The organism is Polymorphospora rubra (assembly GCF_018324255.1).
Lineage (GTDB): Bacteria > Actinomycetota > Actinomycetes > Mycobacteriales > Micromonosporaceae > Polymorphospora > Polymorphospora rubra.
On record NZ_AP023359.1, the window covers coordinates 6,778,103 to 6,803,246 of the forward strand.

Here is a 25,144-nt window from a genome sequence, read left to right on the forward strand (position 1 = left end):
ATTGCAGCTCGGAATTATATAATCCAGTCCTTATAGAAGGAGGCGGAGATCAGTTCCGACGATCGGGGTGCTCCTCCGGCGGCGCGAACTGTCGGAGCAGGGCAGCCTGTCCAGGATGGACGGCGAACGCCGGGTTGACCGGCCGGGGGAAGATCTCGGCCGCCGCCCACTGGGCGGAGAGGACGCTGGAGGCGGTGCCGATGCCGACCCGCGCGACTCCAGCTCGGCGACCAGCCGTCCGGCATCGAAGAGGTGGACCGACTCCACCCACCACGGCCGGACTCCCCCGCGCGAGGTCCCCGCCGGGGCGACCGGGCCGGTCAGGACCAGGTAGTGGTCCGGCTGCCCGGATCGGGCCACGTCGAGGATCCCGTCGCGCTGGAGGTACCACTTGACGTTCACCGTCTGACCGGCCAGCGGCCCGGACGCGAACCGGCCGTCGAACGCTCTCGCGTTCGCCGCCGGCTCCAGGTCGATGTCGAAGATCTGGGCGGCGATCCACTCGCCGAGGTGCCCGGCCGTCATCGGGCGTCCGATGTGTCCGGCGATCTTCGCGTCGATGGCGTTGCGTTCCCCGAGCAGGGCGGCGACCGCCCGCAGCGCGTCCTCGTCCACGGTGGACGAGTCTGCCACGCACCGCCCGGTCGTGCCGGGTACGCGGCCCCTACCTCAGCGGGCGCCCACCGCCTCGAGTTCGGCGGCCACCGTACGCATGATCGACGTGCGGTCCTGTTCGAAGAACGAGTGGTCCCCGGGAAGAGCCGCATGGTGAACTCGCCGCTCGTCTCCTCGCGCCACCGCATCATCGTCGGCACCGTGGTGCTCGGGTCGTCGTCGGCGCCGAAGACGGTGATCGGCAGGTTCAGCGGCGCGGCCGGCCGGTGGACGTCGGTCTCGAAGATCTCGTAGTCGGCCCGCACGCTCGGCTCGAAGAGGGCGAACAGTCCCGGGTCGTCGATGATGGTCGTCGGGATGATGCCCAGCGCCCGCAGGTGGTCGGCGAGTTCGGGGCCGGACATCTTGTGCACGCCGCTGTCCCGCTCGACCGCCGCCGGCGACGGGCAGGCGCAGACGAACAGGTGCGCCGGCGGCCGGCCGGCCTGCTCGAGCAGCCGGGCCAGCTCGTACGCGGTCAGCGCACCGGAGCAGTAGCCGAACAGGGCGTACGGCAGGTCGAGGTATTCGGTGAGCGCGCCGGCCAGTTCGCCGACCACGTCGCCCATCCGGGTCAGCAGCGGTTCCCGCAGCCGGCTCTCCCGGCCCGGCAGCCGCACCGCGCACAGGTCGACGCCGTCGGACAGCCCGGTCGACCAGCTCCGGAAGGTGGCGCCCCCGCCACCGGCGTGCGGCAGGCAGATCAGGCGGGTGGTGGCGGTGCCGGACGGGCGCAGCCGGGCGATCCAGGGAGTGCTCAAGACAGCGGCCTTTCCGGCTCGGTGTGCGGTGCCCGCAGGGCCAGCCCCATCCGGCGCACCGTCGAGTGGTCGAAGATCGTACGAAGTGGCAGTTCACGGCCGATCTCGCGACCGATCCGGTCGACGAGCTGCGCCGCCAGCAGGCTGTGCCCGCCGATGTCGAAGAAGTCGTCGTCCACCCCGACCCGCTCGACGCCGAGGACGTCGGCCCACAGTTCGGCGAGCAGCAGCTGGGCGTCGTCGGCCGGCCCGGCGCCGTCGGTCGTGGCGGCCCGTACCGGCCGGGGCAGCGCCAACCGGTCGATCTTGCCGGTGGCCGTCGAGGGCAGGGCGTCGAGGAAGCTGAGGCTGGTCGGCACCAGGTGCGACGGCAGCGTACGTCCGAGCGCCGCGCGCACCCCGGCCGCGTCCGCGGGGCCGTCGGCGACGACGTACGCGGCGAGTTCGGGCTCGGCCCCCTCCCGGGTCCAGGCGACCACCGCGGCCTGGCGAACCTCCGGCAGCGCCTCCAGGGCCCGTTCGACCTCGCCGGGCTCGACCCGGAATCCGCGGATCTTGAGCTGCTGGTCGACCCGGCCGACCAGCTCGATCTGCCCGTCGGGCAGCATCCGGGCCAGGTCGCCGGTGCGGTAGAGCCGGGCCCCGGGCTCGTACGGGTGCGGCAGGAACCGCTCCGCGGTCAGGTCCGGCCGGCCGAGGTAGCCGCGGGCCAGGCAGTCGCCGCCGACGTACAGCTCGCCGGGTACGCCGACCGGGGCGGGCTGGCCGGCCCGGTCGAGGATGAGCGCGCCGACGTTGGCCAGCGGCCGGCCGACCGGGACCGCGCCGGTCAGCTCGTCCTCGCCGCAGGCCGGCGGCCACAGCGAGTCCCAGCCCTCGGCGGCGCCGTAGAGGTTGTGCAGCGACCGGCCGGGCAGGGTCTTGACGAACAGCCGGGCCAGGTCGGCCGACAGCGGCTCGCCGGAGCTGATCCACAGCGCCAGCCGGGGCAGCCGCTCGGCCAGGTCGTCGACGGTGAGCAGGAGCATCCGCAGCAGCGACGGCACCAGCAGCAGGCGGGTCACCCCGTGCGCGGCGAGTACCCGGACCAGTGCCTTGGGGTCGCGGCCGGTGTCCTTGGGCACGACCACGGTCGGTACGCCGTACAGCAGCCCGCCGAGGAGTTCCCACAGCGAGTCGACGAAGCCGATCGGGGTCTTCAGCACGCCGACCTCGCCCGGCGCGAAGGGCCGAACGTCTGCGAACCAGGCGATCCGGTTGACCATCGAGCGGCCGGTGACCGCGACGCCCTTGGGGCGGCCGGTGGAGCCGGAGGTGTAGATGACCGCGGCCAGACTGTCGATCGTGGACACCGGGGCCGGGTCGACGCCGGGCGCGTCCCCGTCGCCGGGGTCCCCCGTGTCGAGGTCGACGACCTCCGGCAGGTCGGCGGGCAGTCGGGAGCGCAGCGCCCCGGTGGTGACCACGGCGACGGCACCGGCGTCGGCGAGCATGTACGCCAGGCGCTCGGCCGGGTTGTCGGGGTCGAGCGGCAGGTAGGCGCCGTCGGCCTTCCACACGGCCAGGGCGGCCACCGGTAGGTCGAGGCTGTGGCCGAGGCAGACGCCGACCGGGGTCTCCGGGCCCACACCGAGCCGGCGCAGCCGGCGGGCCAGCCGGGTGGACCGCTCGTCGAGTTCGGCGTACGTCAGCAGCCGGTCGCCGTCGACGTACGCGGTCGCGTCCGGGGTCAGCGCGGCCTGCCGGGTGAACCGCGAAAGCGGCGTCACGGCGCCGAAGTCGCGCACCGCGCCGCGGGCGACGTCGCGGGTCAGGTGGTGGTGCTCGGCCGGGCTGGGCAGCGACAGCAGGTCGATGCGGCGGTCCGGGTCGGCGACCGCCTGGGTCAGCACGCTCTCCAGGTGACCGACCAGGCGCTGTACCGAGGACCGGCGGTAGAGGTCGGTGGCGTACTCGACGAATCCCGCGAGCGCCCCCGATTCGGTGGTCCAGACGTGGAAGGCCAGGTCGAACGCGGCGGTGCGGGTCTCCGTCGGCAACGACTCCACCACCACACCACCACCCAACACCCCCACCTCAGCCGGCGTATTCTGCACCACCAACGCCACCTGAACAAACGGCATAGAACCCGCCCGCCGCACCGGATGCAACTCCTCAACCACCCGATCAAACGGCACATCCTGATGCCCGAACACATCCAACACACCAGACCGAACCCGACCCAACAAACCCCTAAACGACGGCCGACCCGACAAATCCCCACGCACCACAACCGTATTCACAAAAAACCCGATCAAATCCTCCAACTCAGGCGCACCCCGATTAGCCACAAACGTCCCCACCACCACATCCTCCACCCCCGCATACCGCCCCAACACAACATCCAACCCCGCCAACAACCCCATAAAAACAGTCGCACCCGCACCCCGACACAACTCCCCCAACCCCACCGACAAACCCACCGGAAACTCAAACCGCTCCCGATCCCCACCACCACCACGACCCACCGACCGAGGCAAATCAGACGGCAAATCCAACACCGCAGGAGCACCCCCCAAATACCCCCGCCAAAACTCCAACTGCCCCTCCAACACCCCACCCGACAACCACTGCCGCTCCCACACCGCAAAATCAGCAAACTGCACCGGCAACACCGGCAACGGCGAACCCTCACCCCGCACAAACGCCCCATACAACACCGACAACTCACGCAACAACACCGAACCAGACCACCCATCAAAAACAATATGATGAGCCGACACCAACAACACATGCTCACCCTCAGAAACCCGCAACAACACCCACCTCACCAACGGCCCCACCGCCACATCAAACGGCCGCAACCCCGCCTCACGCACCCACCGCGCCACCTCACCAGCCCGAACACCAACCCCCAACCCCGACAAATCAACCAACGGAACATCCACCACCCCCACCCCACCAATCACCTGCACCGGCTCCCCATCCACCGCCACAAACCGCGTACGCAACACCTCATGCCGCGCCACCACCTCACCCACCGCACCAACCAACGCCCCCACATCCAAACCACCCACCAACCGCAACGGCCACACCACGTTGTAATCAACCCCACCCGGCACCAACCGATCCACAAACCACAACCGCCGCTGCCCCAGCGACACCGGCAGCGGGTCGGGGCGCCGGGCCGGCGTGATCGGCGGGCGGGTACCGGTCGCGTCGGCGCGCAGCATCGCCTCGAGGGCGGTGGCCAGGCCGGCCACGGTCGGCGCGGCGAAGAACGTGGCCAGCGGCAGTTCCCGGTCGAACGCCCGGCGGATGCGGGCGACCAGGCGGCTGGCGAGCAGCGAGTGGCCGCCGAGGTCGAAGAAGTCGTCGTGGGCACCGACCCGGTCCAGCCCGAGCAGGTCGGCCCAGATGCCGGCGAGGGTCTCCTCGATCGGGGTGCGCGGCGGCACGTAGCCGGTGCCGAGGTCGGGCCGGTGGCCGTCGGGGTCCGGCAGGGCGGCCCGGTCGACCTTGCCGTTGGGGTTCAGCGGCAGCGCGTCGAGCACCACGAACGCGTTCGGCACCATGTAGCCGGGCAGGAACTTACGCAGCTCGGCGAGCAGGTCGCCGACAGCGGGCGGCTGGGCGCCGCCGGCCGTCTCGACGTACGCGACCAGGGTGTGGTCCTCGCCGTCGGGCCGGGCCACCACGACGGCGTCACCGACGCCGGCGCACCGGCGCAGCCGCTGCTCGATCTCGCCCAGTTCCACCCGGAAGCCGCGGACCTTGACCTGGTGGTCGACCCGGCCGAGGAACTCCAGGGTGTGGTCGGCCCGCCAGCGCACCACGTCGCCGGTGCGGTAGAGCCGGGCCCCGGTGGCGAACGGGTGCGGCACGAACCGCTCGGCGGTCAGCTCCGGCCGGCCGAGGTAGCCGCGGGCCAGGCAGTCGCCGCCGATGTACAGCTCGCCGGGAATCCCGACCGGCGACAGGTTGCCGTGCGGGTCGAAGACGTACAGCTCGGTGTCGGGGATCGGGCCGCCGATCGGCACCCGGCCGTCGACGCCGGTCGCCGGCCGCATGGTGTGCGTCGCGGCGAAGATCGCCGCCTCGGTCGGGCCGTACCCGTTGACCAGGGTGGCGTCGGCGTCGAGCAGGCGCAGCGCCTTCTCGACGTGGCTGGTCGACAGCTGGTCGCCGCCGGCGATCAGGGTCCGCATCCCGGACAGCGACTCCCCCGCGGTGTCGACCACGGCGTGGAACAGCGCGGCGGTCAGCCAGCCGACGGTGACCCGGGCCCCGGGCAGGAAGATCCCGACCCGCTCCGGCAGCGCCTTGCCGGGCAGCACGGCCAGTTCCGCGCCGTTGGCCAGGGCGCCGAAGACCTCCATGACCGACACGTCGAACGACAGCGACAGCGCGTGCAGCATCACGTCGGTCTCGTCGATGTCCGCGTACGCCGGGCGGTGCACCCGGGCGATGGCGCACCGGTGGTTGACGGCGACGCCCTTGGGCCGGCCGGTGGAGCCGGAGGTGTAGATGACGTACGCCAGGTTCTGCGGGGTGACCCCGGCGTCGACCTCGGTGACCGCAGTGTCGTCGGGCGCCGCCGGCAGTTCGTCGACGAGCAGCGGCGCGATCCCGGCCGGGACCAGGTGGCGGGTGGCGGCGGTGGCCACGACGGTGGTCGCGCCGGCGTCGCCGAGCATGTACGCCAGCCGCTCCGCCGGGTTCTCCGGGTCCAGCGGCAGGTAGGCGCCACCGGCCTTGAGTACGCCGAGCACGCTGACGACCGAGGCGATCGAACGCTCGACGCAGATGCCGACGAGGACCTCGGGGCCGACGCCGGCGGCGCGCAGGTGCCGGGCCAGCCGGGCGGCGCGGGTGTCGAGTTCGCGGTAGGTGAGCCGCTCGCCGGCACAGGAGACGGCGACGGCGTCGGGGCGGCGGGCGACCTGCGCGGCGACGAGTTCGTGCAGCAGGTGGACGACGGGCTCGCCTTCGGACGCCGGGTCGGTCGACGGCTCGACCGAGACGGGCGCGGCACCGACCGTTGCGCCCGGGGCGGTCCCGACGGCCGCGGCCGGGGTGACGGTCGCGGCGGCGAGCAGCGTCCGGTGTTCGTCCGCGCCGGGCAGCGACAGCAGGTCGATGCGGCGGTCCGGGTCGGCGACCGCCTGGGTCAGCACGCTCTCCAGGTGACCGACCAGGCGCTGTACCGAGGACCGGCGGTAGAGGTCGGTGGCGTACTCCACGAAACCGGCGAGCGCGCCGGTCTCCGTGGTCCACAGGTGCAGGGAGAGGTCGAACGCGGCGGTGCGGGTCTCCGTCGGCAACGACTCCACCACCACACCACCACCCAACACCCCCACCTCAGCCGGCGTGTTCTGCACCACCAACGCCACCTGAACAAACGGCATAGAACCCGCCCGCCGCACCGGATGCAACTCCTCAACCACCCGATCAAACGGCACATCCTGATGCCCGAACACATCCAACACACCAGACCGAACCCGACCCAACAAACCCCTAAACGACGGCCGACCCGACAAATCCCCACGCACCACAACCGTATTCACAAAAAACCCGATCAAATCCTCCAACTCAGGCGCACCCCGATTAGCCACAAACGTCCCCACCACCACATCCTCCACCCCCGCATACCGCCCCAACACAACATCCAACCCCGCCAACAACCCCATAAAAACAGTCGCACCCGCACCCCGACACAACTCCCCAACCCCACCGACAAACCCACCGGAAACTCAAACCGCTCCCGATCCCCACCACCACCACGACCCACCGACCGAGGCAAATCAGACGGCAAATCCAACACCGCAGGAGCACCCCCCAAATACCCCCGCCAAAACTCCAACTGCCCCTCCAACACCCCACCCGACAACCACTGCCGCTCCCACACCGCAAAATCAGCAAACTGCACCGGCAACACCGGCAACGGCGAACCCTCACCCCGCACAAACGCCCCATACAACACCGACAACTCACGCAACAACACCGAACCAGACCACCCATCAAAAACAATATGATGAGCCGACACCAACAACACATGCTCACCCTCAGAAACCCGCAACAACACCCACCTCACCAACGGCCCCACCGCCACATCAAACGGCCGCAACCCCGCCTCACGCACCCACCGCGCCACCTCACCAGCCCGAACACCAACCCCCAACCCCGACAAATCAACCAACGGAACATCCACCACCCCCACCCCACCAATCACCTGCACCGGCTCCCCATCCACCGCCACAAACCGCGTACGCAACACCTCATGCCGCGCCACCACCTCACCCACCGCACCAACCAACGCCCCCACATCCAAACCACCCACCAACCGCAACGGCCACACCACGTTGTAATCAACCCCACCCGGCACCAACCGATCCACAAACCACAACCGCCGCTGCCCCATGGAGACGGGGGCGAAGCGGCTGTCCGGGTCGCCGTCGGCCAGCAGTTCGGCGAGCACCTGGAGGCGGTCCGCCGACCCGGTCTGCTCGGTCGTGGGCGCCTGGTCGTCGAAGCTCGTCATCACGACTCCTGGGTGCGGTCGGTTCCTTCGCGGCGGACGGTGGCGGGTGCGCCGGCGGTCCGTTGGAGCAGGTTGGCGACGCCCGGGGCGGCAGCGGCGTCGAAGAGCCCGGCGAGCAGCTCGTCACCGGTGGCCCGGCGCAACGCCGGCATCGCCGGCCGGGTCGGGGCCGGGCCGGCCGGCCCGGCGGCCGCCGCCGGCGGCAGCGCGGCGGCGAACGCCGACAGCCGGGGCAGCTCGAACACCTGGCGCAGCCGTACGTCCGGTCCCAGCTCGCGGCGCAGCCGGGCGACCACCTGGGTGGCCAGCAGCGAGTGCCCGCCCAGCGCGAAGAAGTCGTCGTCCGGCCCGACCCGGTCGACGCCCAGGACCTCGCACCACACCCGGGCGACGAGCCGCTCCGCGGCGGTACGCGGTTCCGGCCCGGACGGTGCGGCCGGGACCGGCGGCGGCTCGGGCAGGGCGCCACGGTCGATCTTGTCGGTGCCGGTGCGGGGCAGGGCGGTGACCACCAGCCAGCCGGTCGGGACCAGGTAGGCGGGCAGCAGCTCGCCGAGCCGGTCACGCAGCCGCCGGTCCAGGTCGGGCACCGGCGCCGACACCGGTTCGACGTACGCGAACAGCTCGTGGTCGCCGCGCGCGGTCGGTCGGGCGACGACCACCGCGTGGCGTACCTCGGGCAGGGTGGTAAGCGCCGCCTCGACCTCGCCCGGCTCGATCCGGTGGCCCCGGATCTTGACCTGGGCGTCGACCCGGCCGCAGAACTCGAGTTGCCCGTCGGGCAGCGTGCGGGCCAGGTCGCCGGTGCGGTAGAGGCGCTCACCGACGCCGAACGGGCTGGGCACGAACCGGTCGGCGGTCAGCTCCGGCCGGCCGAGGTAGCCGCGGGCCAGGCCGGCGCCGCCGACGTAGACCGCGCCGACCACGCCGGCCGGCACCGGTGCCAGCTCGGCGTCGAGGACGTGGACGGCGGAGCCGGCGACCGGCGGGCCGATCGGCACCCGGCTGCCCACCTCCGGCACGCCGGGCCCGGACAGCGCGGCGAGGGTCGTGGCGATGCTGGTCTCGGTGGGGCCGTACGCGTTGGACAGCCGGGCGTGGGGCGCGAGCCGGCGCCAAACGGCGATCCGGGCCGGGGTGGTCGCCTCGCCGCCGATCGCCACCACCCGCAGGCCGGCCGGTGGGCGCAGGCCGTCACGCTCGCACTCGGCGACCAGTTCGTGGAAGTACGCGGTCGGCAGGTGTACGACGGTGACGCCGAGCCGGTCGCAGGCCGTGAAGAACTCGCGCGCGGTGTCGATCATGTCGTCGGCGCGCAGCACCAGGCAGGCGCCGGTGGCCAGGCAGGGCCAGAGCTCCTCGGCGCTGACGTCGAACATCAGCGCGGTGAACTGGAGGACCCGGTCGGCGGCGGTCAGGCCGTACTCGGTCCGGTCGGCGGCGGCGTAGTTCGCCACGCCGCGGTGCGGGACGAGGACGCCCTTGGGCCGGCCGGTGGAGCCGGAGGTGTACATCACGTACGCGAGGTCGTCTGGTCCGATGTGGACTTCCGGCGGGGCGGCGGCGATCGACGGCGGCACCGGTTCGACCGCCAGCACCGCCGGTCCGCCGGCCGGCAGCATCGCCCGCAGCTCCGGTTCGACCACCACGACGGCCGGGCCGGCGTCGGCGAGCAGGGCGGCGATCCGGCCGGGCGGGCTGTCCGGGTCCAGTGGCAGGTAGGCGGCGCCGGCGCGCAGGATGCCGAGCAGGCCGGCGACGGCGGCCGGGGACCGCCGGCACAGCAGCGCCACCAGTGCACCGGGGCGTACCCCGGCGGCGTGCAGGCGGGCGGCGACGTCGCCGGACCAGTCGCTCAGTTCCCGGTAGTCGTACGTGACCCCGGTGGCGGCGTCGTGCAGCGCCGGGGCGAGCGGAGAGCGGGCGGCCGCGGCGGCGAACAGGTCGGTGAGGGTGGCCGGTGGCGCGGCCTGTGCGCGCCGGTCGGCGGCGGCCAGGATCCGGTCGCGTTCGGCGCCGGTCATCAGCGGCAGGGCACCGACCGGCCGGTCCGGGTGGGCGGCGACGCCGGCCAGCACCGCCTGGTAGGCGGCCAGCAGCCGGGCCACCGTGTCGGCGGTGAACAGGTCGGTGGCGTACTCGGCGACCAGCCGCAGTTCGGCGCCGTCGACGACGGAGACGCTGAAGTCGAACAGCGAGATCCGCCGGTCGAGCACCGGTACGTCGGTGGCGCGTACGCCGGGCAGCCGCAGCGCGCCGAGCCCGCCCGGCTGCACGTCGAACATCACCTGGAAGATCGGGTGGTAGCTCGGTTCGCGGTCCGGGCGCAGCGCCTGCACGACCTGCTCGAACGGCAGGTCGGCGTGGGACTGGGCGTCGGCGACGACGGTGCGGGTCCGCGCCAGCAGCTCGCGGAACGTCGGTCCGCCGGCCAGGTCGAGGCGCAGCGCCACGGTGTTGGTGAAGAAGCCGATGAGCCGTTCCAGCTCGACCCGGCCCCGGCCGCCGACGGCGGTGCCGACGACCAGGTCGTCGACGCCGGTGTGCCGGTGCAGCACGACCGCGAACGCGGCCAGCAGGGTCATGAACGGCGTCGCCCGCTCCCGGCGGGCCAGCTCGCGTACCGCGTCGGCGAGGTCGTCGGGGACGACCGCCTCGAGCAGCGCGCCGGTGTAGCTCTGCGTCGCCGGGCGGGGGTGGTCGGTGGGCAGGTCGAGCAGCGGGGCGGCGCCGTCGAGCCGGTCGCGCCAGTGGGCGAGCTGGTCGTCGAGGCCGCCGTCGGCGAGCACGTCACGCTGCCACAGAGCGAAGTCGGCGTACTGCAGCGGCAGGTCGGGCAGGTCGGCGGGACGCTGCTGGACGGCGGCCAGGTACGCCTCGGAGACCTCGCCGAACAGCACCTCGGCCGACCAGCCGTCGCAGACCGCGTGGTGCAGGGTGAGCAGCCAGGCGTGGTCGTCGTCGGCGAAGCGGAGCAGGTCGCTGCGCAGCAGCGGGCCGGTGGCCAGGTCGAACGCGGTCCGGGCATGGTCGGCGGCGCGGGCGCTGGCGGTGCCGGCCCGCTCGCTCGCCGGGACCGACGTCAGGTCCGTCACCGGCGTCGGCACCGCGACGGCGGGGCCGATCAGCTGGCGGGGCTGGCCGTCGACGGCGCGCAGCGTGGTCCGCAGCGCCTCGTGCCGGTCCACGACCGTCTGCAACGCGGTGGCCAGCGCGTCGGCGCGCAGCGGTCCGCGCAGCCGGACCGCGAAGTGCACGTTGTAGAGCGGGTTGCCGGGTTCGAGCTGGTCGAAGAACCACAGGCGGTCCTGGCCGGACGAGGCGGGCAGCGCCTCCACCGGGCCGCCGGCGGCGGTCACCGGCCGTCCTCGGCCGGCACCGGGCCGGCGTCGTCGAACGCGGTCGCGGCCACCGTGAAGGCCTGCCTGGCCCGGGGCACCAGGGCCGGGCCGGAGCGGGCCGGGGTCCGCTCGGCCGGGGCCGCCCCGATCCGTCGGGCCAGCCCGGCGACGGTCGGCGCGGCCAGCAGGTCGCGGACCGACAGCGGCACCCCGAGAACCGCGAGCAGCCGGGCGGTGACCTGCGCGGCGAGCAGCGAGTGGCCGCCGAGGTCGAAGAAGTCGTCGTCGGCGCCGACCGCCGGCAGCCCGAGCACCTCGCACCACACGTCGGCGACCTGCTGCTCGACGCCGGGCGTGGGTGGCCGCGAGCTGCCCGGTGCCGTCTCGACGGCGCCCGGGTCGGGCAGCGCCCGCCGGTCCACCTTGCCGCTGGTGGTGCGGGGCAGCTCGGCGAGCACCTGGATCGCGGCCGGCACCAGGTAGGCGGGCAGTACGCCGCGCAGGAAGTCGCGCAGGGCCGCCGGGTCGGGGGCGGCCGGGCCGTTGCCGGTGACGTACGCGACCAGCCGTACGCCGGTGCGGTCGGTGTGCGCGACCACGACCGCGTCGCCGACGGACGGCTCGCGACGCAGGGCGTGCTCGACCTCGCCGGGCTCCACCCGGAAGCCTCTGATCTTGACCTGGTGGTCGATCCGGCCGAGGAACTCGATGCCGCCGTCGGGCCGGAACCGTCCCCGGTCGCCGGTGGCGTAGAGCCGGGCGCCGGGGCGGGTGCCCGACGGGTCGGGCCGGAAACGTTCGGCGGTCAGGTCGGGTCGGCCGTGGTAGCCGCGGGCCACCCCGACGCCGCCGAGGAAGACCTCACCGACGGCGCCGGCCGGCACCGGGCGGCCCGCCGTGTCCAGCACGTACGCCTCGACCTCCGGCAGCGGTTCGCCGATCGGCAGCGGCTGGTCGTCGGTGTCGAGGCCGCCGGCGGGGCCCAGCTCGCGCAGGGTGTTGCCGATGGTGACCTCGGTGACGCCGTACACGTTCAGCAGCCGGGTGTTCGGGCCCAGCACCTCGCGGAACCGCCGGTGGTCGGTGGTCGTCCACGCCTCGCCGCCGATCGCCGCCAGCCGCAGCGTCGTCAGTCTGGAGCCGGTCGCCCGCAGGTGGCTGGCGAGCAGGTTCATCACCGACGGCAGCAGTTCGACGGTGTCGACGCCGTACTCGCGGATCACCCGCAGCAGCGCGGCCGGCTCGGGGGCCGCCTCCGGTGGGCAGAGCACCAGCCGGCCGCCGGAGAGCAGGGCGCGGACCAGGTCACCGGTGCACACGTCGAAGGCGAGCGCGGCGAGCTGGAGGTGGGTGCCGGGGTGCAGGTCGAGGTCGTAGGCGCTGCGCCAGGCGGCGTACTTGCGGGCCAGGGCGCGGTGCGAGATGCCGACCGCCTTCGGCCGGCCGGTCGAGCCGGAGGTGTAGATGAGGTAGGCGAGCTGGTCGGGGTCGACCGCGACGCCGGGGTCGGCGTCGGGGGCGGTGGCGAGCGTCGGGTCGTCCGGACGGAGCAGCAGCGGTCCGTCGGCGTCGGCGGCGTCGGCCGCGCCGGTGGCACCGGGCAGGTCGGTGCGGGCGGTGACCAGGGCGCGCGGGCCGGCGTCGGCGAGCAGGTCGGCCAGCCGGTCGGCGGGGCTGTCCGGGTCCAGCGGCAGGTAGGCGGCGCCGGCCTTGAGCACGCCGAGGACGCAGGCGACCCAGTCGACGCCGCGCGGCAGGCAGATCCCGACCAGGTCCTCGGTGCCGACGCCACGGTCGCGCAGCAGGTGGGCGAACCGGTTGGCGCGCCGGTCGAGTTCGGCGTACGAGACGGCGCCGACGCCGGGGTGCAGGACCGCCTCGGCGGCGCCGCGTTCGACCGCGACCCGGGCGAAGATCTCGTGCACGGCGGGGTCGGCGCCGGTGGCCGGCACCGGCGCCGGGGCGGACGGGACGGCGGCGGCGGTGGTCAGTGGCAGGTCGCAGATCCGGCGGGCCGGGTCGGTGAGCGCGGAGCGCAGCAGGGCGACGTACGCGTCGAAGAACCGGGCGATGGTGGCCGGCTCGAACAGGTCGCTGCGGTACTCCCAGATCATCGTGATCCGCTGGTCCCGCTCGTGCGCGGGCACCCCGATCTGCCGTTCGGCGCGTGGCACGACCAGCACCGACAGGTCGAGTTTGGCGGTGCCGTTGTGCCGTTCCAGGTAGGACGCCGAGATCGGGCCGGCGCGCAGCGGGGTCAGCGGCGCGTCGTCGAAGTTCATCATCGCGGCGAACATCGGGTTGTGCCCGGCCCGGCGTGGCGGTGCCAGCTCGCGCACCAGGTGCACGAACGGCAGGTGCTGGTGGGCCTGGGCGTCGAGGGCGGCGGCGCGGACGTCGTCGACGAGATCGGCGAACCGGCGCCGGCCGGGCACGTCCAGGCGCAGCACCACCGGGTTGACGAACATGCCGAGGATGCCCTCGGTGCCGGGGATCGCCCGGTTGCCGTACGCCGAACCGACGCTGAGCTCGTCCTGTCCGGTGAACCGCCGCAGCATGGCCGCGTACCCGGCCATCATCGTGGTGAACAGGGTGACGCCCCGGCGGCGGCTGAACTCGCGGACCGCCGCGCACAGGTCGGCGGGCAGCTCGGCGCGGTGCACCGCGCCCGGTGCCGGGTTGCCGCCGGAACGCGGGTGGTCGTACGGCAGGTCGAGCCGGTCCGGGGCGCCGGCGAGCCGGTCGGCCCAGTGGTCGAACTGGGCGCGCATCGCCGGGCCGGGCAGGGCGGCGCGCTGCCAGTGCACGAAGTCGAGGTACTGCAGGCGGGGTTCGGCCGGGGCGGGCGCCCAGCCGGCGACCGCGGCGTAGTTGGCCAGCAGCTCGTCCATCAGCACCGCGAACGACCAGCCGTCGTGGATGATGTGGTGCTCGACGAGGACGAGTTCGTACTCCTCGTCGGCCAGACGCAGCAGCAGCCAGCGCAGCAGCGGCAGCCGGGACACGTCGAACGGGACCCGGATCTCGGCGGCGACGACGTGCTCGGCGGCGCCGGCCGGGTCGGGGGCGTAGCGCAGGTCGCGGGTGGCGACCCGGACCCGGTACGGCGGGTGGATCAGCTGCACCGGGTCGCCGCCGTGGGTGATGACCGTGGTGCGCAGGATCTCGTGCCGACGGACCACTTCGGACAGTGCCTGCTCCAGCAGGCGGACGTCCACCGGTCCGTGCAGCCGGATCGTCGTCGGCGCGTTGTAGGCGACGTTGCCAGGGGTGAGCTGTTCGAAGAACCAGATCTGTTCCTGCATCACCGACAGCGGGGCGGTGCGCCGGTCGCCGTCGTAGCGGGTCAGTTCCGGCAGGGTCGGGGCGCCGCCGGTCTCGCCGGCGCGGGCCGCCTCGACCCGGGGTGCCAGCGCGGCCACCGTCGGGTTGGCGAGCAGGTCGTGCAGGGGCAGTTCGACGCCGAGGTCGGCGCGCAGGTCGGCCTGGATGCGGGCGGCGAGCAGCGAGGTGCCGCCGAGGTCGAGGAAGGCGTCGTGAACGCCGATGCCGGGCAGGTCCAGCACCCGCTGCCAGATCCGCCGGATGCTGGCGGTGGTCGGGTCGGTGGGCTCGTCGGTGGCCGGCCCGGGGTCGGCCGGGGCGGGCGCCGGGCCGAGGGCGGCCAGCGCCGCCCGGTCGACCTTGCCGCCGGCGGTGACCGGCAGCCGGTCGAGCCGGTGCCAGACGGCCGGCACCATCCAGGTCGGCAGCCGCCCGGTCAGCCAGGCGGTGAGCGCCGCCGGCTCCGGGCCGACGGCCCCGTCGACCCCGACCAGGTACGCGGTCAGCCGGCCGTCGCCGGCGAGGACGGCCGCCTGGGCGATGTCGGGGTGCCCGGTGAGGACGGCTTCGACCTCGGCCGGCTCGATCCGGAAGCCGCGGACCTTCACCTGGTCGTCGACCCGGCCGAGGAACGTCAGCGCGGCCGGGTCGGCCGCGGCGGTGTCGACGGCGACCCGGACCCGGTCGCCGGTGCGGTACATCCGGGCGCCCGGCGACCCGAAGGGGTCGGGCACGAACCGCTCGGCGGTCAGGTCCGGCCGGCCGAGGTAGCCACGGGCCAGGGCGGTGCCGCCGATGTACAGTTCGCCGGCCCCGGTGGCGGCCAGGTCGGGGTCGAGCACGTGCAGGACGCGGGGGCCGACGGCGGTGCCGATCGGCACGCTGTCGGCCCCGGCGGTGACGTCGGCCCGGTGCACCGACGCGGTCATGACCGTCTCGGTCGGACCGTACGCGTTGAACACCGGCGGCCCGTCCGGGCCGACCGCGACCCGCCAGCGGTCGACGGCGGCGGCGGGCAGCGCCTCGCCGCCGGCCAGGACCGCGCGCAGGGTGCCGACGGCGGTGGGCAGCAGCCCGGCGTGCCGGGCGGTGGTGAGTTCGGCGAACAGCGCGGTCGGCAGGTCGGCGACGGTGACCGCGTGCGCGCGCAGTGCGGCGCAGACCTCGGCCGGTCCCCAGACCCGGTCATCGCGCAGGACGACCCGGGCGCCGGCGGCGAGGCCGGCGAAGAGCTGTTCGACGGCGACGTCGAAGCCGTGCCCGGCCATCTGCAGCACGACGTCGTCCGGGGTCAGCCCGAGGTGGGCGACCATCGCGCGGACGTGGGCGGCGGCGGCGCGGTGCGCGACGACGACGCCCTTGGGCACGCCGGTGGAGCCGGAGGTGTAGATGACGTACGCCGCGGTGTCCGGGTCGACGGCGGGGTCCGGGGCCGGGGCACCGGTCGACGGTGCGGCCGGGTCGACGACCGTCACCCCGGCGCCGGCGACGGCCGCCTCGGTCGCGGTGCCGGCGACGACGACGCGTACGCCGGCGTCGGCGATCAGCGCGGCGGTGCGTGCCGGCGGCAGGTCGGCGGTCAGCGGCAGGTACGCGGCACCGGCCTTCAGCACGCCGAGGATCGCCACGACGAGTTCCGGACCACGGGCGGTGCGGATCGCGACCACGTCGTCGGGGCCGGTGCCGGCGGCCCGCAGCCGGGCGGCCAGCGCGGCGGCGCGGTCGTCGAGTTCGGCGTACGTCAGCCGGTCCGGCCCGCACTCCACCGCACAGGCGTCGGGGCGGGCGGCGGCGTGCCCGGTCACCAGACCGTGCAGGGTCTGCACGTCGAGACTGGCTGTCATGTCCTCAACTCCAGTTCCCCCTGTGCGGCCGTTCGGAGTCCGGCCGCCCGACGGCGGGACACGGCGACCCGTCGGGACCGGCGGGGGCGGACAGCGGCCGGGGCCACCGGTGGCGCGGCGCGGTCGGTCGGCACCGGCGGTCCCTGGTGGGCGCGCGTCCCGCACGCACCTGGCGCGCGGTGTGCGGATACGAGAGTTCGGGACCGGTGACAGACCTGACAAGCCGCTGGCGACTAGTCGCCAGCGGCGTTGACCGTCCACACCGGCTCGGCTCGGATTGGAGCATGGGCAGGGGGGCGACCGTCGAGGTCAACGGGGTGACGCTGGCGTACCGCCGGCACGGTGCCGGACCACCGGTCCTGCTGGTCGCGCCGGCGGCGGCCCGGGCCGCGCTGTGGGACATGCACCAGGTCCCGGCGCTGGTCGCCGCCGGATACGAGGTGATCACCTTCGACAACCGGGGCACCACCCCGTCCAGCACCCCGCCGGGGCCGTACCGGCTGGCCGAACTCGTCGCCGACACGGCCGGCCTGATCCGGGCGCTGGGCATCGGCCCGTGCCGGGTCGCCGGTTCGTCGCTGGGCGCGATGGTCGCGCAGGAGCTGGCGCTGGTCCGTCCGGACCTGGTGACCGGCATCGCCCTGCTGGGTACCCGGGGCCGGCTGACGCACTACCTGCGGGCGCTGACCACGGCCACGGCACTGGCGGTCCGGCACGCCGACACGGTGCCACCCGGGTACGCCGCCGTCACCGGGATGGGCAACCTGTTCGGGCAGCGGACGCTGGCCGACGACCGGTTCACCGCCGAGTGGCTGGCGCTCTCCGAGGCGTTCCCGGTCGCCGGCGACGGGCCGGCCAGCCAGTACGACGCGGCGGCGATCCCGGACCGGCTGGCCGCGCTGTCGGCGGTGACGACGCCGACGCTGGTGATGGCGTTCGAGCAGGACGTGATCACGCCGGTCGAGCTGTGCCGCGAGGTCGCGGACGCGATCGCGGGAAGCACGTACGTCGAGGTCAAGGAGTGCGGCCACTTCGGTTTCCTGGAGCGCCCCGACGAGGTCAACGCCCACGTCGTCAACTTCTTCGACGCCCTGGCCACCCCGGACTGGTGACGTCGCCCCGCCGGACTGGCGCCTCGATCGTGACGATCAGGGAGTTCGGCGCCCGACCCGCCGGCGACACGCGCGTACCGGTCCCTGATCACGGGGACCGGTACGTGGGGCTTGCGGTCAGGCGGGGGCGAAAATGTACGGGGTCGGCTCGCCGCCGGCGCGCAGCACGAGCAGCCGGCCGGACTCGCCGCCGGCCAGTTCACCGAGCGCCGCCTCGGCCACCGCGTCGACGGTCAGCATCGGGCCGCCGGTGACGAGGTGCCGGTGCGGGCCGAGGAACCCGGTGTCGACGAAGTCCGGGCAGATGGCGGAGATCCGGATGCCCTGCCCGGCCAGCGTCGGGGCCAGCGCCCGGACCAGACCGACGACGGCGTGCTTGGTCATCGCGTAGACCGGGTCGAGGTCGAACCCGGTCAGTCCGGCGATCGACGAGGTGACCAGCACCGCTCCCCCGCCGGCCCGGCGCAGCGCGGGGATCGCGGCCCGTACGCCGAACACCACCGCGTCGATGTTGACCCCGGTGACCGCCCGGTAGCGGGCCTCGTCGAGTTCGGTGAGGTCCGGTGTGCCGCTCAGCATGCCGGCGTTGAGGTGCACCAGGTCGAGTCGGCCGTGTACGGCCTCGGCGCGGGCGAAGGCGGTCCGGGTGCCGTCCGGCGCGGCGAGGTCGGCCCGGACGGCGGTGCCGCCGACGTCGGCGGCGACCGACCGGGCGGCGGCGCCGTCCCGGTCGACCACGACGACGGCGGCACCGGCGGCGGACAGTCGCCGGGCGACCGCCGCGCCGATGCCGTTGCCGCCGCCGGTGACCAGGGCGACCCTGCCGGCGAGCGGGGTCGCGGTCACGTCGGTCCCGGGTCGTCGGCCGGGGCGAGGCACCACTCGAGTACGGCCATGGCGCTGTGCAGCTTGTTGTCGGCCTGGCCGAAGGCGATGCTGGCGGGCCCGTCGAGGACGTCGCCGGTCACCTCCTCGCCGCGGTGTGCCGGCAGGTCGTGCATGAAGACCGCGCCCGGCTGCCCGGCGAGGACCCGCGCGTCCACCCGGAACGGTTCGAACCGGGTCCGCCAGTCGGGGTCGGGTTTGCTGGTGCCGGTCGTCTGCCACCGGGTGGTGTAGACGACGTCGGCGCCCGGGCACGGCGTCATGTCGTGGTGTTCGACCAGGGTCGCCCCGGACCGCTTGGCCAGCACCGTCGCCTCCGCGACGACGTCGGGCGGCAGCCCGTAGCCGGCCGGGGTGTTCAGGTGCAGGGTGGTGCCGGGGAAGCGGGTCAGTGCCAGGGCGAGGGCGATGGCGGTGTTGTTGCCCTCGCCGACGTACCGCACCGTGATCCCGTCGACGCGCCCGAAGTGCTGCGCGATCGTGGTCAGGTCGGTCAGTGCCTGGGTGGGGTGTTCCCGGGCGCTCATCGCGTTGACGACCGCCATCCGGTCCTGCGCGGCGTAGGCGGCCAGTTCGGCGCTGGTGCCGCTGGTGCGGGCGACGAAGGCGTCGAGCATCCCGGACAGCACCCGGGCGGTGTCGGCGGCCGTCTCCCCGGTGTTCTCCTGGAGGTCGCCGGGACCGTAGGAGACGAGGGACGCGCCGAGCCGTAGCGCGCCGGCCGAGAAGGCGGTCCGGGTCCGGGTGGAGGTCTTGCGGAAGTAGACGCCGACCACCCGGCCGGCCAGCGGCCGGGTGGCCTCGACCGCCGACCGGTGCCGGGCGATCGCCGCCCCCCGGTCGACGAGCTGCCGCAGTTCGTGGTTCTCCAGGTCCGAGATGGACAGTAGGTGACGCACGCCGGCCCCCTCAGTGGTTCCGTGCCGTCGGCTGCTGCCGGGGCAGCACCCAACCCTGGTTGGCCGAGGCGACGCCGGCCTGGAACCGGCTCAGCACCCCGAGATGGTCCAGCAGTTCGGAGACCCGTCGGCTGAAGGTGCGCGGCGACATCCCGAGGCGCTGGCTCGCGGTGACGTCGGTGGCCCCGGTCATCAGCTGGGCCAGGATCGGGAGCAGGTGGTCCGGGGGCGGCTCGATGCTGCCCGGCGGGGCCGTGGCCGCGTTGCGCTGGGCCGGTGGTGGCAGCGGCCGCGACGCGGCGGTCGGGGCGGGAGACGGCGCCCAGGCCGGGTGGGCGGGCCGGACCGGAAGCGGGTTGACCCGCACCTGGCCGCCGCCCGTCCGGGTCGGGTCGACGGGTACGGCGGGACGGGGCGGCGTGGCGGGACGGTCGTTCCAGGGCCTGCGGGTGTCCGAAGTGGTGCCGGCGAGCCGGCTGCCGCCGGGGCCGGAGTCCATCGTGGTCAGCTGGGAACGGCCCGGGATCGCTGACGATCGGGTCAGTTGTGTGGGCCGGATGGCGTCTCGCAAGACGTGCCTCCACATAGGCAAGCTGTAGCCGGTCGTGGGTACAAACCAGTTATGGGATGCGGACAAACGCTTGATCATGATTGCTCGACCTGATCTAAACATCAGCGAAAGCCGCTGTCCTTGCCGTTCTCTCTCGATCCGCTCTACACCTCGTCTCCGCGGAGAGGGCAAGCGGACGACTATCACAAGGCAGACGTCCTACCGTAAAGCGACATAACACAGCAGAAATAAAATGTCGGGCAGTACCCGGGCGTCGGAGAACGCGACGGCGACGCGCTCCGGGACGGAAAGGCGGCGCCGACGACAATGCGACAACTGATGCCGGCGAAAACGGATCAGGATTCCGTTCCGGCGCTCTCCAGGGTGGCCCGTTCCCGGGCGAAGAGTCGACAGAGTCCGTCGATTCGGTAACGCGATCCGTCGGAGCGCGAACCACCGACCGGATACACCAGTCGCACGTCGACCAGTTCCTCGACCAACTCCTCGGCGAACCCGCCGGCCAGCTCGCCGGCCTCGTGTACCGAGAACTCGGCCCGGTCCAGCGACCCGAGCCGGCGGAACAGCTGGCGGGCGGGTGGTCCGAGACGGATGTAGCTCGACCCGATCGCGGCCCGTACGTCGAGGTCGCCGAAGGACATCGCGTCCAGGCGCCGGGTCTCGTCCTCCAGCGCCGCCATGAACCGGGCCAGCGACCAGTGCGGGCGGGCGGACAGCCGGGCCCCGACCGCCCGTACGGCCAGCGGCAGTCCCTCGCACCAGCCCACGATCCGGGCCGGCAGCCCGGGCTCGGCGTCGAGCCGGTCCCGGCCGACGGTCTCGGCGAGCAGCCGGATCTGGTCGGCCCGGTCGAGCGTCGCCAGGTCCAGGTGCCGTACGCCGTCCAGGGCGGTCAGCCGGCGCCGGCTGGTGATCAGGGTGGCCCCGCCCGGCGCCGCCGGCAGCAGCGGCCGGACCTGGGCCTCCGACTCGGCGTCGTCGATGACCAGGATCGCGCGACGGTCGGCCATGCGGGCGCGGTAGAGCGCGGAGCGCTCCTCCAGGGTGTCCGGCATCTCGCGTTCGGGGACACCGAGGCTGCGCAGGAAGCGCAGCAGGATCGCCTTCGGGTCGGCCTTGCCGCCGACCCAGGTGAAGAGCTGCCCGTCCGGCACGTCGTCGGCGAGCATGTGCGCGACCCGTACGGCCAGCGCGGTCTTGCCGACGCCGGGAACTCCGGAGATGGCGACCACCCGGGGCAGCTGCGAGTCGTCCGGCCCGCGCAGGTAGTTGAGCAGTTCGTTGGTCTCCGGGCAGCGGCCGACGAGGTGGAACGAGTCCCGGGGCAACTCTCTTGGCACGTGTAACCAGGGGGCCCGGGACTGCTCCCCCGCTGGCGGCGCGGGGTCGGTCGCCGCGTCGGAGAGCAGGATGGCCCGGTGCAGTTCCTTCAGCTCCCGGCTCGGCTCGAGCCCCGCCCCGTCGACCATGGTGCGGTGCCCGTCGCGGTAGGCGGCGACCGCCTCGGCGCGCCGGCCGGACCGGTGCAGGGCCTGCATCAGGTGCAGCCGCAGCCGTTCCCGGTAGGGGTGGGCGGCGGCCAGTTCCCGCAGCTCGGCGACGACCTGCACGTGCATGCCGAGGTTGAGTTCGATCTCGATGCGCTGCTCGATCGCGGCGAGCCGGCGTTCCTCGACCGCCTCGGCCTCGATCCCGACACCGGGGGCGTTGACGTTGGCGAAGACCGGTCCGCGGAACAGCGCGAGCGCCTCCCGCAGTTCCTTCACCGCCTCACGGGACCGCCCGGCGGCCAGCAGCGCCCCGCCGTGCTTGACGCGGCGCTCGAAGACCAGCAGGTCGACGGCCTCGGGGTCGACGATCAGACCGTATCCGCCGGCCCGGGTGATCAGTTGGGGCTGGGCGGTGGGCGGCAGCGCGGTCTCGCCGGTCACGTGCAGCAGTTGACGCAGCCGCCAGATACGGGTCTGCACCTGCCCCAGCGCCGTCTCCGGCGGTTTCTCCCACAGCGCGGAAATGATTCGGTCGGCGCTGACAAAGTTGTTGGAGTTGAGCAGCAGCATCGCGAGCAGGCCACGCTGAAGTGGTCCACCGGCGGGCAGAACCCGCTGACCCACCTCGATTTCCAACGGGCCGAAGCACCGGAACCCGACATGCCGCATAGAGAGATCTATACCATCCGACCGACATTCGGGCCCGACTCAGCGCGAAGACGGCCGCTATCCGGTCGGCAGGTTCGCGGTCGCCAACCATCCCACTAACGGACATTACGCAATAGCGCATCACCATGCGTAGGCATACCGTAACTCTTGGTTGACTTTTTTCTAGGTTTCCACCCAATTAACAACTCCCCGACTCGGCGGCCACCTCGACGCCCACGAATCGTCGGAATCACCGACCTGAATCGACTAACCGGATAGCGCTCCCACATCGCGCGGCTAATGGGAGCTTCTGGCGAGTAGTCGCCAAAGGCTGTCGCGGCGCGGGGCCGACCGTCGATCCTGCGTTGGCGATCGGAACCGGCTCGACCGGTCATCGGCATCCCACCAGCGTGGGGATCCCGCAGTGAGGAGTCACCGTGCTGTCACGGGTCGAGCACCTGGAATCGACTCTCGTCCGCACCCCCACCACCTCGATCGTGACGCACTGGCGGGGGCGGACGCACCATCTGCGACTCAAACACGAGTCGTTCAACCCGTCCGGGTCGATCAAGGACCGGACCGCCGCCGGACTGCTCATGGCCATGGACCGGCGCAGCCCCCTGGTGCCCGGCACGGTGGTCGTCGAGTCGACCTCCGGCAACCTCGGGCTCGGCATGGCCCGACTGCTCGCCGGCCTCGACTGCCGACTCATCGCGGTCATCGATCCGAAGACCCCGCCGGCCACCCGCGACGCGCTGACCAGAGCCGGCGTCCAGGTGTACTTCGTCGACGAACCCGACGGGTACGGCGGATACCTGCTCACCCGGCTGCGCACCGTACGCGACCTGTGCGCGACCAACCCCGGCTACCGCTGGCCCGACCAGTACGGCAACTACGCCAACCCGTGGATCCACCAGCTCACCACCGGACCGGAGATCGCCGAACAGGGCGGCCCCGACCTCGACGCGGTCTACGTCGCGGTCTCCACCGGCGGCACGCTCGCCGGCATCGCCGCCCACCTGCGCACCCTCGACCAGCAGATCCGGATCATCGCCGTCGACGCCCACGGCTCGCTGGTCACCGGCGCCCCGCCCGGCCACCGCCTCATCGCCGGGATCGGGCCAGCCGGCGGTCCTCGTTCCTGTCCGAGCACAGCTACGACGCCGCCACCTGGGTCGCCGACGCCGACGCCATCGCCGTCTGCCGCGTCTTCCTGGCCGACACCGGGGTGGCGCTGGGCGGCTCCTCGGGCTGCGTCCTGCACGCCTGCCTGCTGGACCTGGCCGGCCCCCAGCCGCCGACCAATCCGCTGTGCCTGTGCCCCGACGGCGGCGACCGCTACCGGGCCACCCTCTACGACGACACCTGGCTCGACGAGGTCGGCGCCCGCGAACCGGTGGAACTCGCCGTGAAGAGGCTGCGCGCCGACGGCCTCCGCTTCCAGAATGGATAGAACAGTGCTCGACCTACCCGGCTATCCCGACGCCGAGTTGCTCTACCTCTCCCGTGCGCACGTCATCGAGTGCCTGGCCGGCGTCGACCCGGTGGCGGTCACCGCGGACGCGCTGCGCCGGCACACCCTGGGTGAGACGATCCTGCCCGACGAGGCGTACCTGCCGTGGCAGACGCCGGCCGGGCACGCGGCCCGCTCGCTCGGGATGCCCGGCGCCATCCACACCGACGACGGCCTGGCGCTGGGTATGAAGGTCATCAACGGCAGCCTGGGCAACCCGGGCAACGGCCTGGCCCGCTCCCAGGGGCTGCTGATGATGTTCGACGTGGAGACCGCCTACCCGTGGGCGGTGATGGAGTCGGCGTACATCAGCGCCCTGCGCACCGCCGCCGTCACCGCGGTGGGCGCGCAGTGGCTCGGTCCGGACCCGATCGGCCGGCTGGCGGTGCTCGGCTGCGGCACCCTGGCCCAGGCCCACCTGCGGCTGCTGCCGTCGGTACTGGGCAAGCTCACCGAGGTCAGCCTCTTCGACCTGGATCCGACCCGGTCCGCGGGCCTGGCCGACGCGCTGCGCGCCGACCCCGACACCGGGCACCTGGCGGTGGCCGCCACCGCCACGGCACGCGAGTGCGTCGAGGGCGCCGACCTGGTGCTCGCCGCCACGATCACGACCGAGGGCTACATCGCGTACGACTGGCTCAAGCCGGGTGCCCTGATCGCGCACGTCTCGCTCGACGACGTACTGCCCGAGGTGGTCACCCGGGCGGACCTGGTGGTCGTCGACGACTGGGGGCTGGTCAGCCACGACGACCGCCGCCTGCTCGGCCGGATGTGGCGGGCCGGCACGCTGCGCGACGCCGACGGGGCCTACCGGCCGGGGGCGACCCCCGACCCGGCCGCCGCGCGGGTGCACGGCAGCCTCGGCGACGTGATCGCCGGGCGGCATCCCGGCCGGGCGGCGCCGACCGACATCGTCCTCAGCAACCCGTTCGGAATGTCCATCCTCGACGTCGCGCTCGGCGCGGTGGTGGCCGGGACCGCGCGCGAGCGTGGCCTCGGTCTGCGCATCCCCCGCTGACCGGCACCACGGACCGTCGCCGTCCACACCAACAGTGGCCGGCCGGCAGCGCCGCCGGCCGGCCGTCCGACGCGCCCAGGGAGCGACCCCATGTTCCGCACCATGCTCAAGTCCAAGATCCACCGAGCCACCGTCACCCAGGCCGATCTGCACTACATCGGGTCGTTGACCATCGACGTCGACCTGATGCGCGCCGCCGACATCCTGCCCGGCGAGCTGATCCACGTGGTCGACATCGACAACGGCGCCCGGCTGGAGACGTACGCGATCGAGGGGCCGGCCGGTTCCGGGGTCATCGGCATCAACGGCGCCGCCGCCCGGCTGGTGCACACCGGTGACCTCATCATCATCATCGGCTACGGGCTGGTCACCGACGAGGAGGCCCGCAGTCTGGAGCCGAGGGTGGTCCACGTCAACGGCAAGAACGAGATCATCTCGCTGCACTCCAACCCGGGCGTCTGACCGGCGCGTCCGCACCGCGTGCCGGCCCTGTCCGGAGGCCGGCCGGCCGGTCCGGAAGGGACCGGCGGGCCGGCCTCTGGCAACTAGTCGCCATGACGATTTCTT

At 73.2% G+C, this 25,144-nt stretch carries 14 protein-coding genes; 4 read left to right on the top strand and 10 right to left on the bottom strand.

Annotated features, from left to right (window positions below):
- Positions 1-30 precede the first annotated feature (30 nt).
- From Prubr_RS30445 to Prubr_RS30470, 6 genes are read right to left on the bottom strand one after another with little or no spacing between them, the layout of a single operon-like run.
- Entirely contained in the window at positions 31-615 is a 585-nt protein-coding gene (locus Prubr_RS30445) for a hypothetical protein (RefSeq protein ID WP_212818343.1), read from the bottom strand.
- The gene (locus tag Prubr_RS30450; RefSeq protein ID WP_212818345.1) at positions 522-1,415 is read right to left on the bottom strand and encodes a thioesterase II family protein; all 894 of its coding nucleotides are present in this window, start codon (positions 1,413-1,415) and stop codon (positions 522-524) included. Before Prubr_RS30450 ends, Prubr_RS30445 begins: the two co-directional genes overlap by 94 nt.
- Positions 1,412-7,084, bottom strand: coding sequence for a non-ribosomal peptide synthetase (locus Prubr_RS37805; RefSeq protein WP_212818347.1), 5,673 nt, complete (start codon positions 7,082-7,084; stop codon positions 1,412-1,414). Before Prubr_RS37805 ends, Prubr_RS30450 begins: the two co-directional genes overlap by 4 nt.
- Positions 6,973-7,935 carry a condensation domain-containing protein gene (locus Prubr_RS37810; protein WP_212818349.1) on the bottom strand — a complete coding sequence of 321 codons (963 nt, stop codon included), beginning with the start codon at positions 7,933-7,935 and terminating at the stop codon, positions 6,973-6,975. Before Prubr_RS37810 ends, Prubr_RS37805 begins: the two co-directional genes overlap by 112 nt.
- Positions 7,935-11,294, bottom strand: coding sequence for a non-ribosomal peptide synthetase (locus tag Prubr_RS30465; protein WP_212818351.1), 3,360 nt, complete (start codon positions 11,292-11,294; stop codon positions 7,935-7,937). The genes Prubr_RS37810 and Prubr_RS30465 overlap by 1 nt, the downstream gene beginning before the upstream one ends.
- Entirely contained in the window at positions 11,291-16,444 is a 5,154-nt protein-coding gene (locus Prubr_RS30470) for a non-ribosomal peptide synthetase (RefSeq protein ID WP_212818353.1), read from the bottom strand. The genes Prubr_RS30465 and Prubr_RS30470 overlap by 4 nt, the downstream gene beginning before the upstream one ends.
- Before the next feature lie 284 nt (positions 16,445-16,728).
- Between Prubr_RS30470 and Prubr_RS30475 the strand changes: the two genes are divergently transcribed.
- Complete coding sequence (locus Prubr_RS30475; RefSeq protein ID WP_212818355.1) at positions 16,729-17,556, top strand: alpha/beta fold hydrolase; 828 nt, start codon at positions 16,729-16,731, stop codon at positions 17,554-17,556.
- 117 nt (positions 17,557-17,673) lie between these two features.
- Here Prubr_RS30475 and Prubr_RS30480 read toward each other — a convergent pair whose 3' ends face one another.
- The 4 genes from Prubr_RS30480 to Prubr_RS30495 form a co-directional block, all read right to left on the bottom strand.
- On the bottom strand, positions 17,674-18,402 hold the full coding sequence (locus Prubr_RS30480) for an SDR family oxidoreductase (RefSeq protein WP_212818357.1): 729 nt from the start codon (positions 18,400-18,402) through the stop codon (positions 17,674-17,676).
- Positions 18,399-19,340: an ornithine carbamoyltransferase gene (locus Prubr_RS30485; RefSeq protein ID WP_212818358.1), complete on the bottom strand. Its 942-nt coding sequence runs from the start codon at positions 19,338-19,340 to the stop codon at positions 18,399-18,401. The genes Prubr_RS30480 and Prubr_RS30485 overlap by 4 nt, the downstream gene beginning before the upstream one ends.
- A 10-nt stretch (positions 19,341-19,350) precedes the next feature.
- Positions 19,351-19,839, bottom strand: a complete 489-nt coding sequence (locus tag Prubr_RS30490; protein WP_212818360.1) for a helix-turn-helix domain-containing protein — start codon at positions 19,837-19,839, stop codon at positions 19,351-19,353.
- A gap of 407 nt (positions 19,840-20,246) precedes the next feature.
- The gene (locus tag Prubr_RS30495; protein ID WP_212818362.1) at positions 20,247-22,022 is read right to left on the bottom strand and encodes an AfsR/SARP family transcriptional regulator; all 1,776 of its coding nucleotides are present in this window, start codon (positions 22,020-22,022) and stop codon (positions 20,247-20,249) included.
- Positions 22,023-22,483: 461 nt separating this feature from the next.
- Here Prubr_RS30495 and Prubr_RS30500 point away from each other — a divergent pair, with 461 nt between their 5' ends.
- The 3 genes from Prubr_RS30500 to panD all read left to right on the top strand — a co-directional run bounded on the left by Prubr_RS30500 (position 22,484) and on the right by panD (position 25,039).
- A complete protein-coding gene (locus Prubr_RS30500) occupies positions 22,484-23,458 on the top strand; it encodes a pyridoxal-phosphate dependent enzyme (protein ID WP_212818364.1) in 975 nt (324 codons plus the stop codon).
- 33 nt (positions 23,459-23,491) lie between these two features.
- Complete coding sequence (locus Prubr_RS30505) at positions 23,492-24,577, top strand: ornithine cyclodeaminase family protein (RefSeq protein WP_212818366.1); 1,086 nt, start codon at positions 23,492-23,494, stop codon at positions 24,575-24,577.
- Between the two features lie 90 nt (positions 24,578-24,667).
- The gene (gene panD / locus Prubr_RS30510; RefSeq protein WP_212818368.1) at positions 24,668-25,039 is read left to right on the top strand and encodes an aspartate 1-decarboxylase; all 372 of its coding nucleotides are present in this window, start codon (positions 24,668-24,670) and stop codon (positions 25,037-25,039) included.
- Positions 25,040-25,144: the final 105 nt, after the last annotated feature.

Excerpts from the sequence above, each read along its gene's own strand:
- Prubr_RS30475 (WP_212818355.1), top strand. The coding sequence starts at position 16,729 with ATGGGCAGGGGGGCGACCGTCGAGGTCAACGGGGTGACGCTGGCGTAC.
- panD (WP_212818368.1), top strand. The coding sequence starts at position 24,668 with ATGTTCCGCACCATGCTCAAGTCCAAGATCCACCGAGCCACCGTCACC.
- Prubr_RS37805 (WP_212818347.1), bottom strand. The coding sequence starts at position 7,084 with ATGGGGTTGTTGGCGGGGTTGGATGTTGTGTTGGGGCGGTATGCGGGG.
- Prubr_RS30490 (WP_212818360.1), bottom strand. The coding sequence starts at position 19,839 with ATGGACTCCGGCCCCGGCGGCAGCCGGCTCGCCGGCACCACTTCGGAC.
- Prubr_RS37810 (WP_212818349.1), bottom strand. The coding sequence starts at position 7,935 with ATGACGAGCTTCGACGACCAGGCGCCCACGACCGAGCAGACCGGGTCG.
- Prubr_RS30505 (WP_212818366.1), top strand. The coding sequence starts at position 23,492 with ATGGATAGAACAGTGCTCGACCTACCCGGCTATCCCGACGCCGAGTTG.
- Prubr_RS30470 (WP_212818353.1), bottom strand. The coding sequence starts at position 16,444 with ATGACAGCCAGTCTCGACGTGCAGACCCTGCACGGTCTGGTGACCGGG.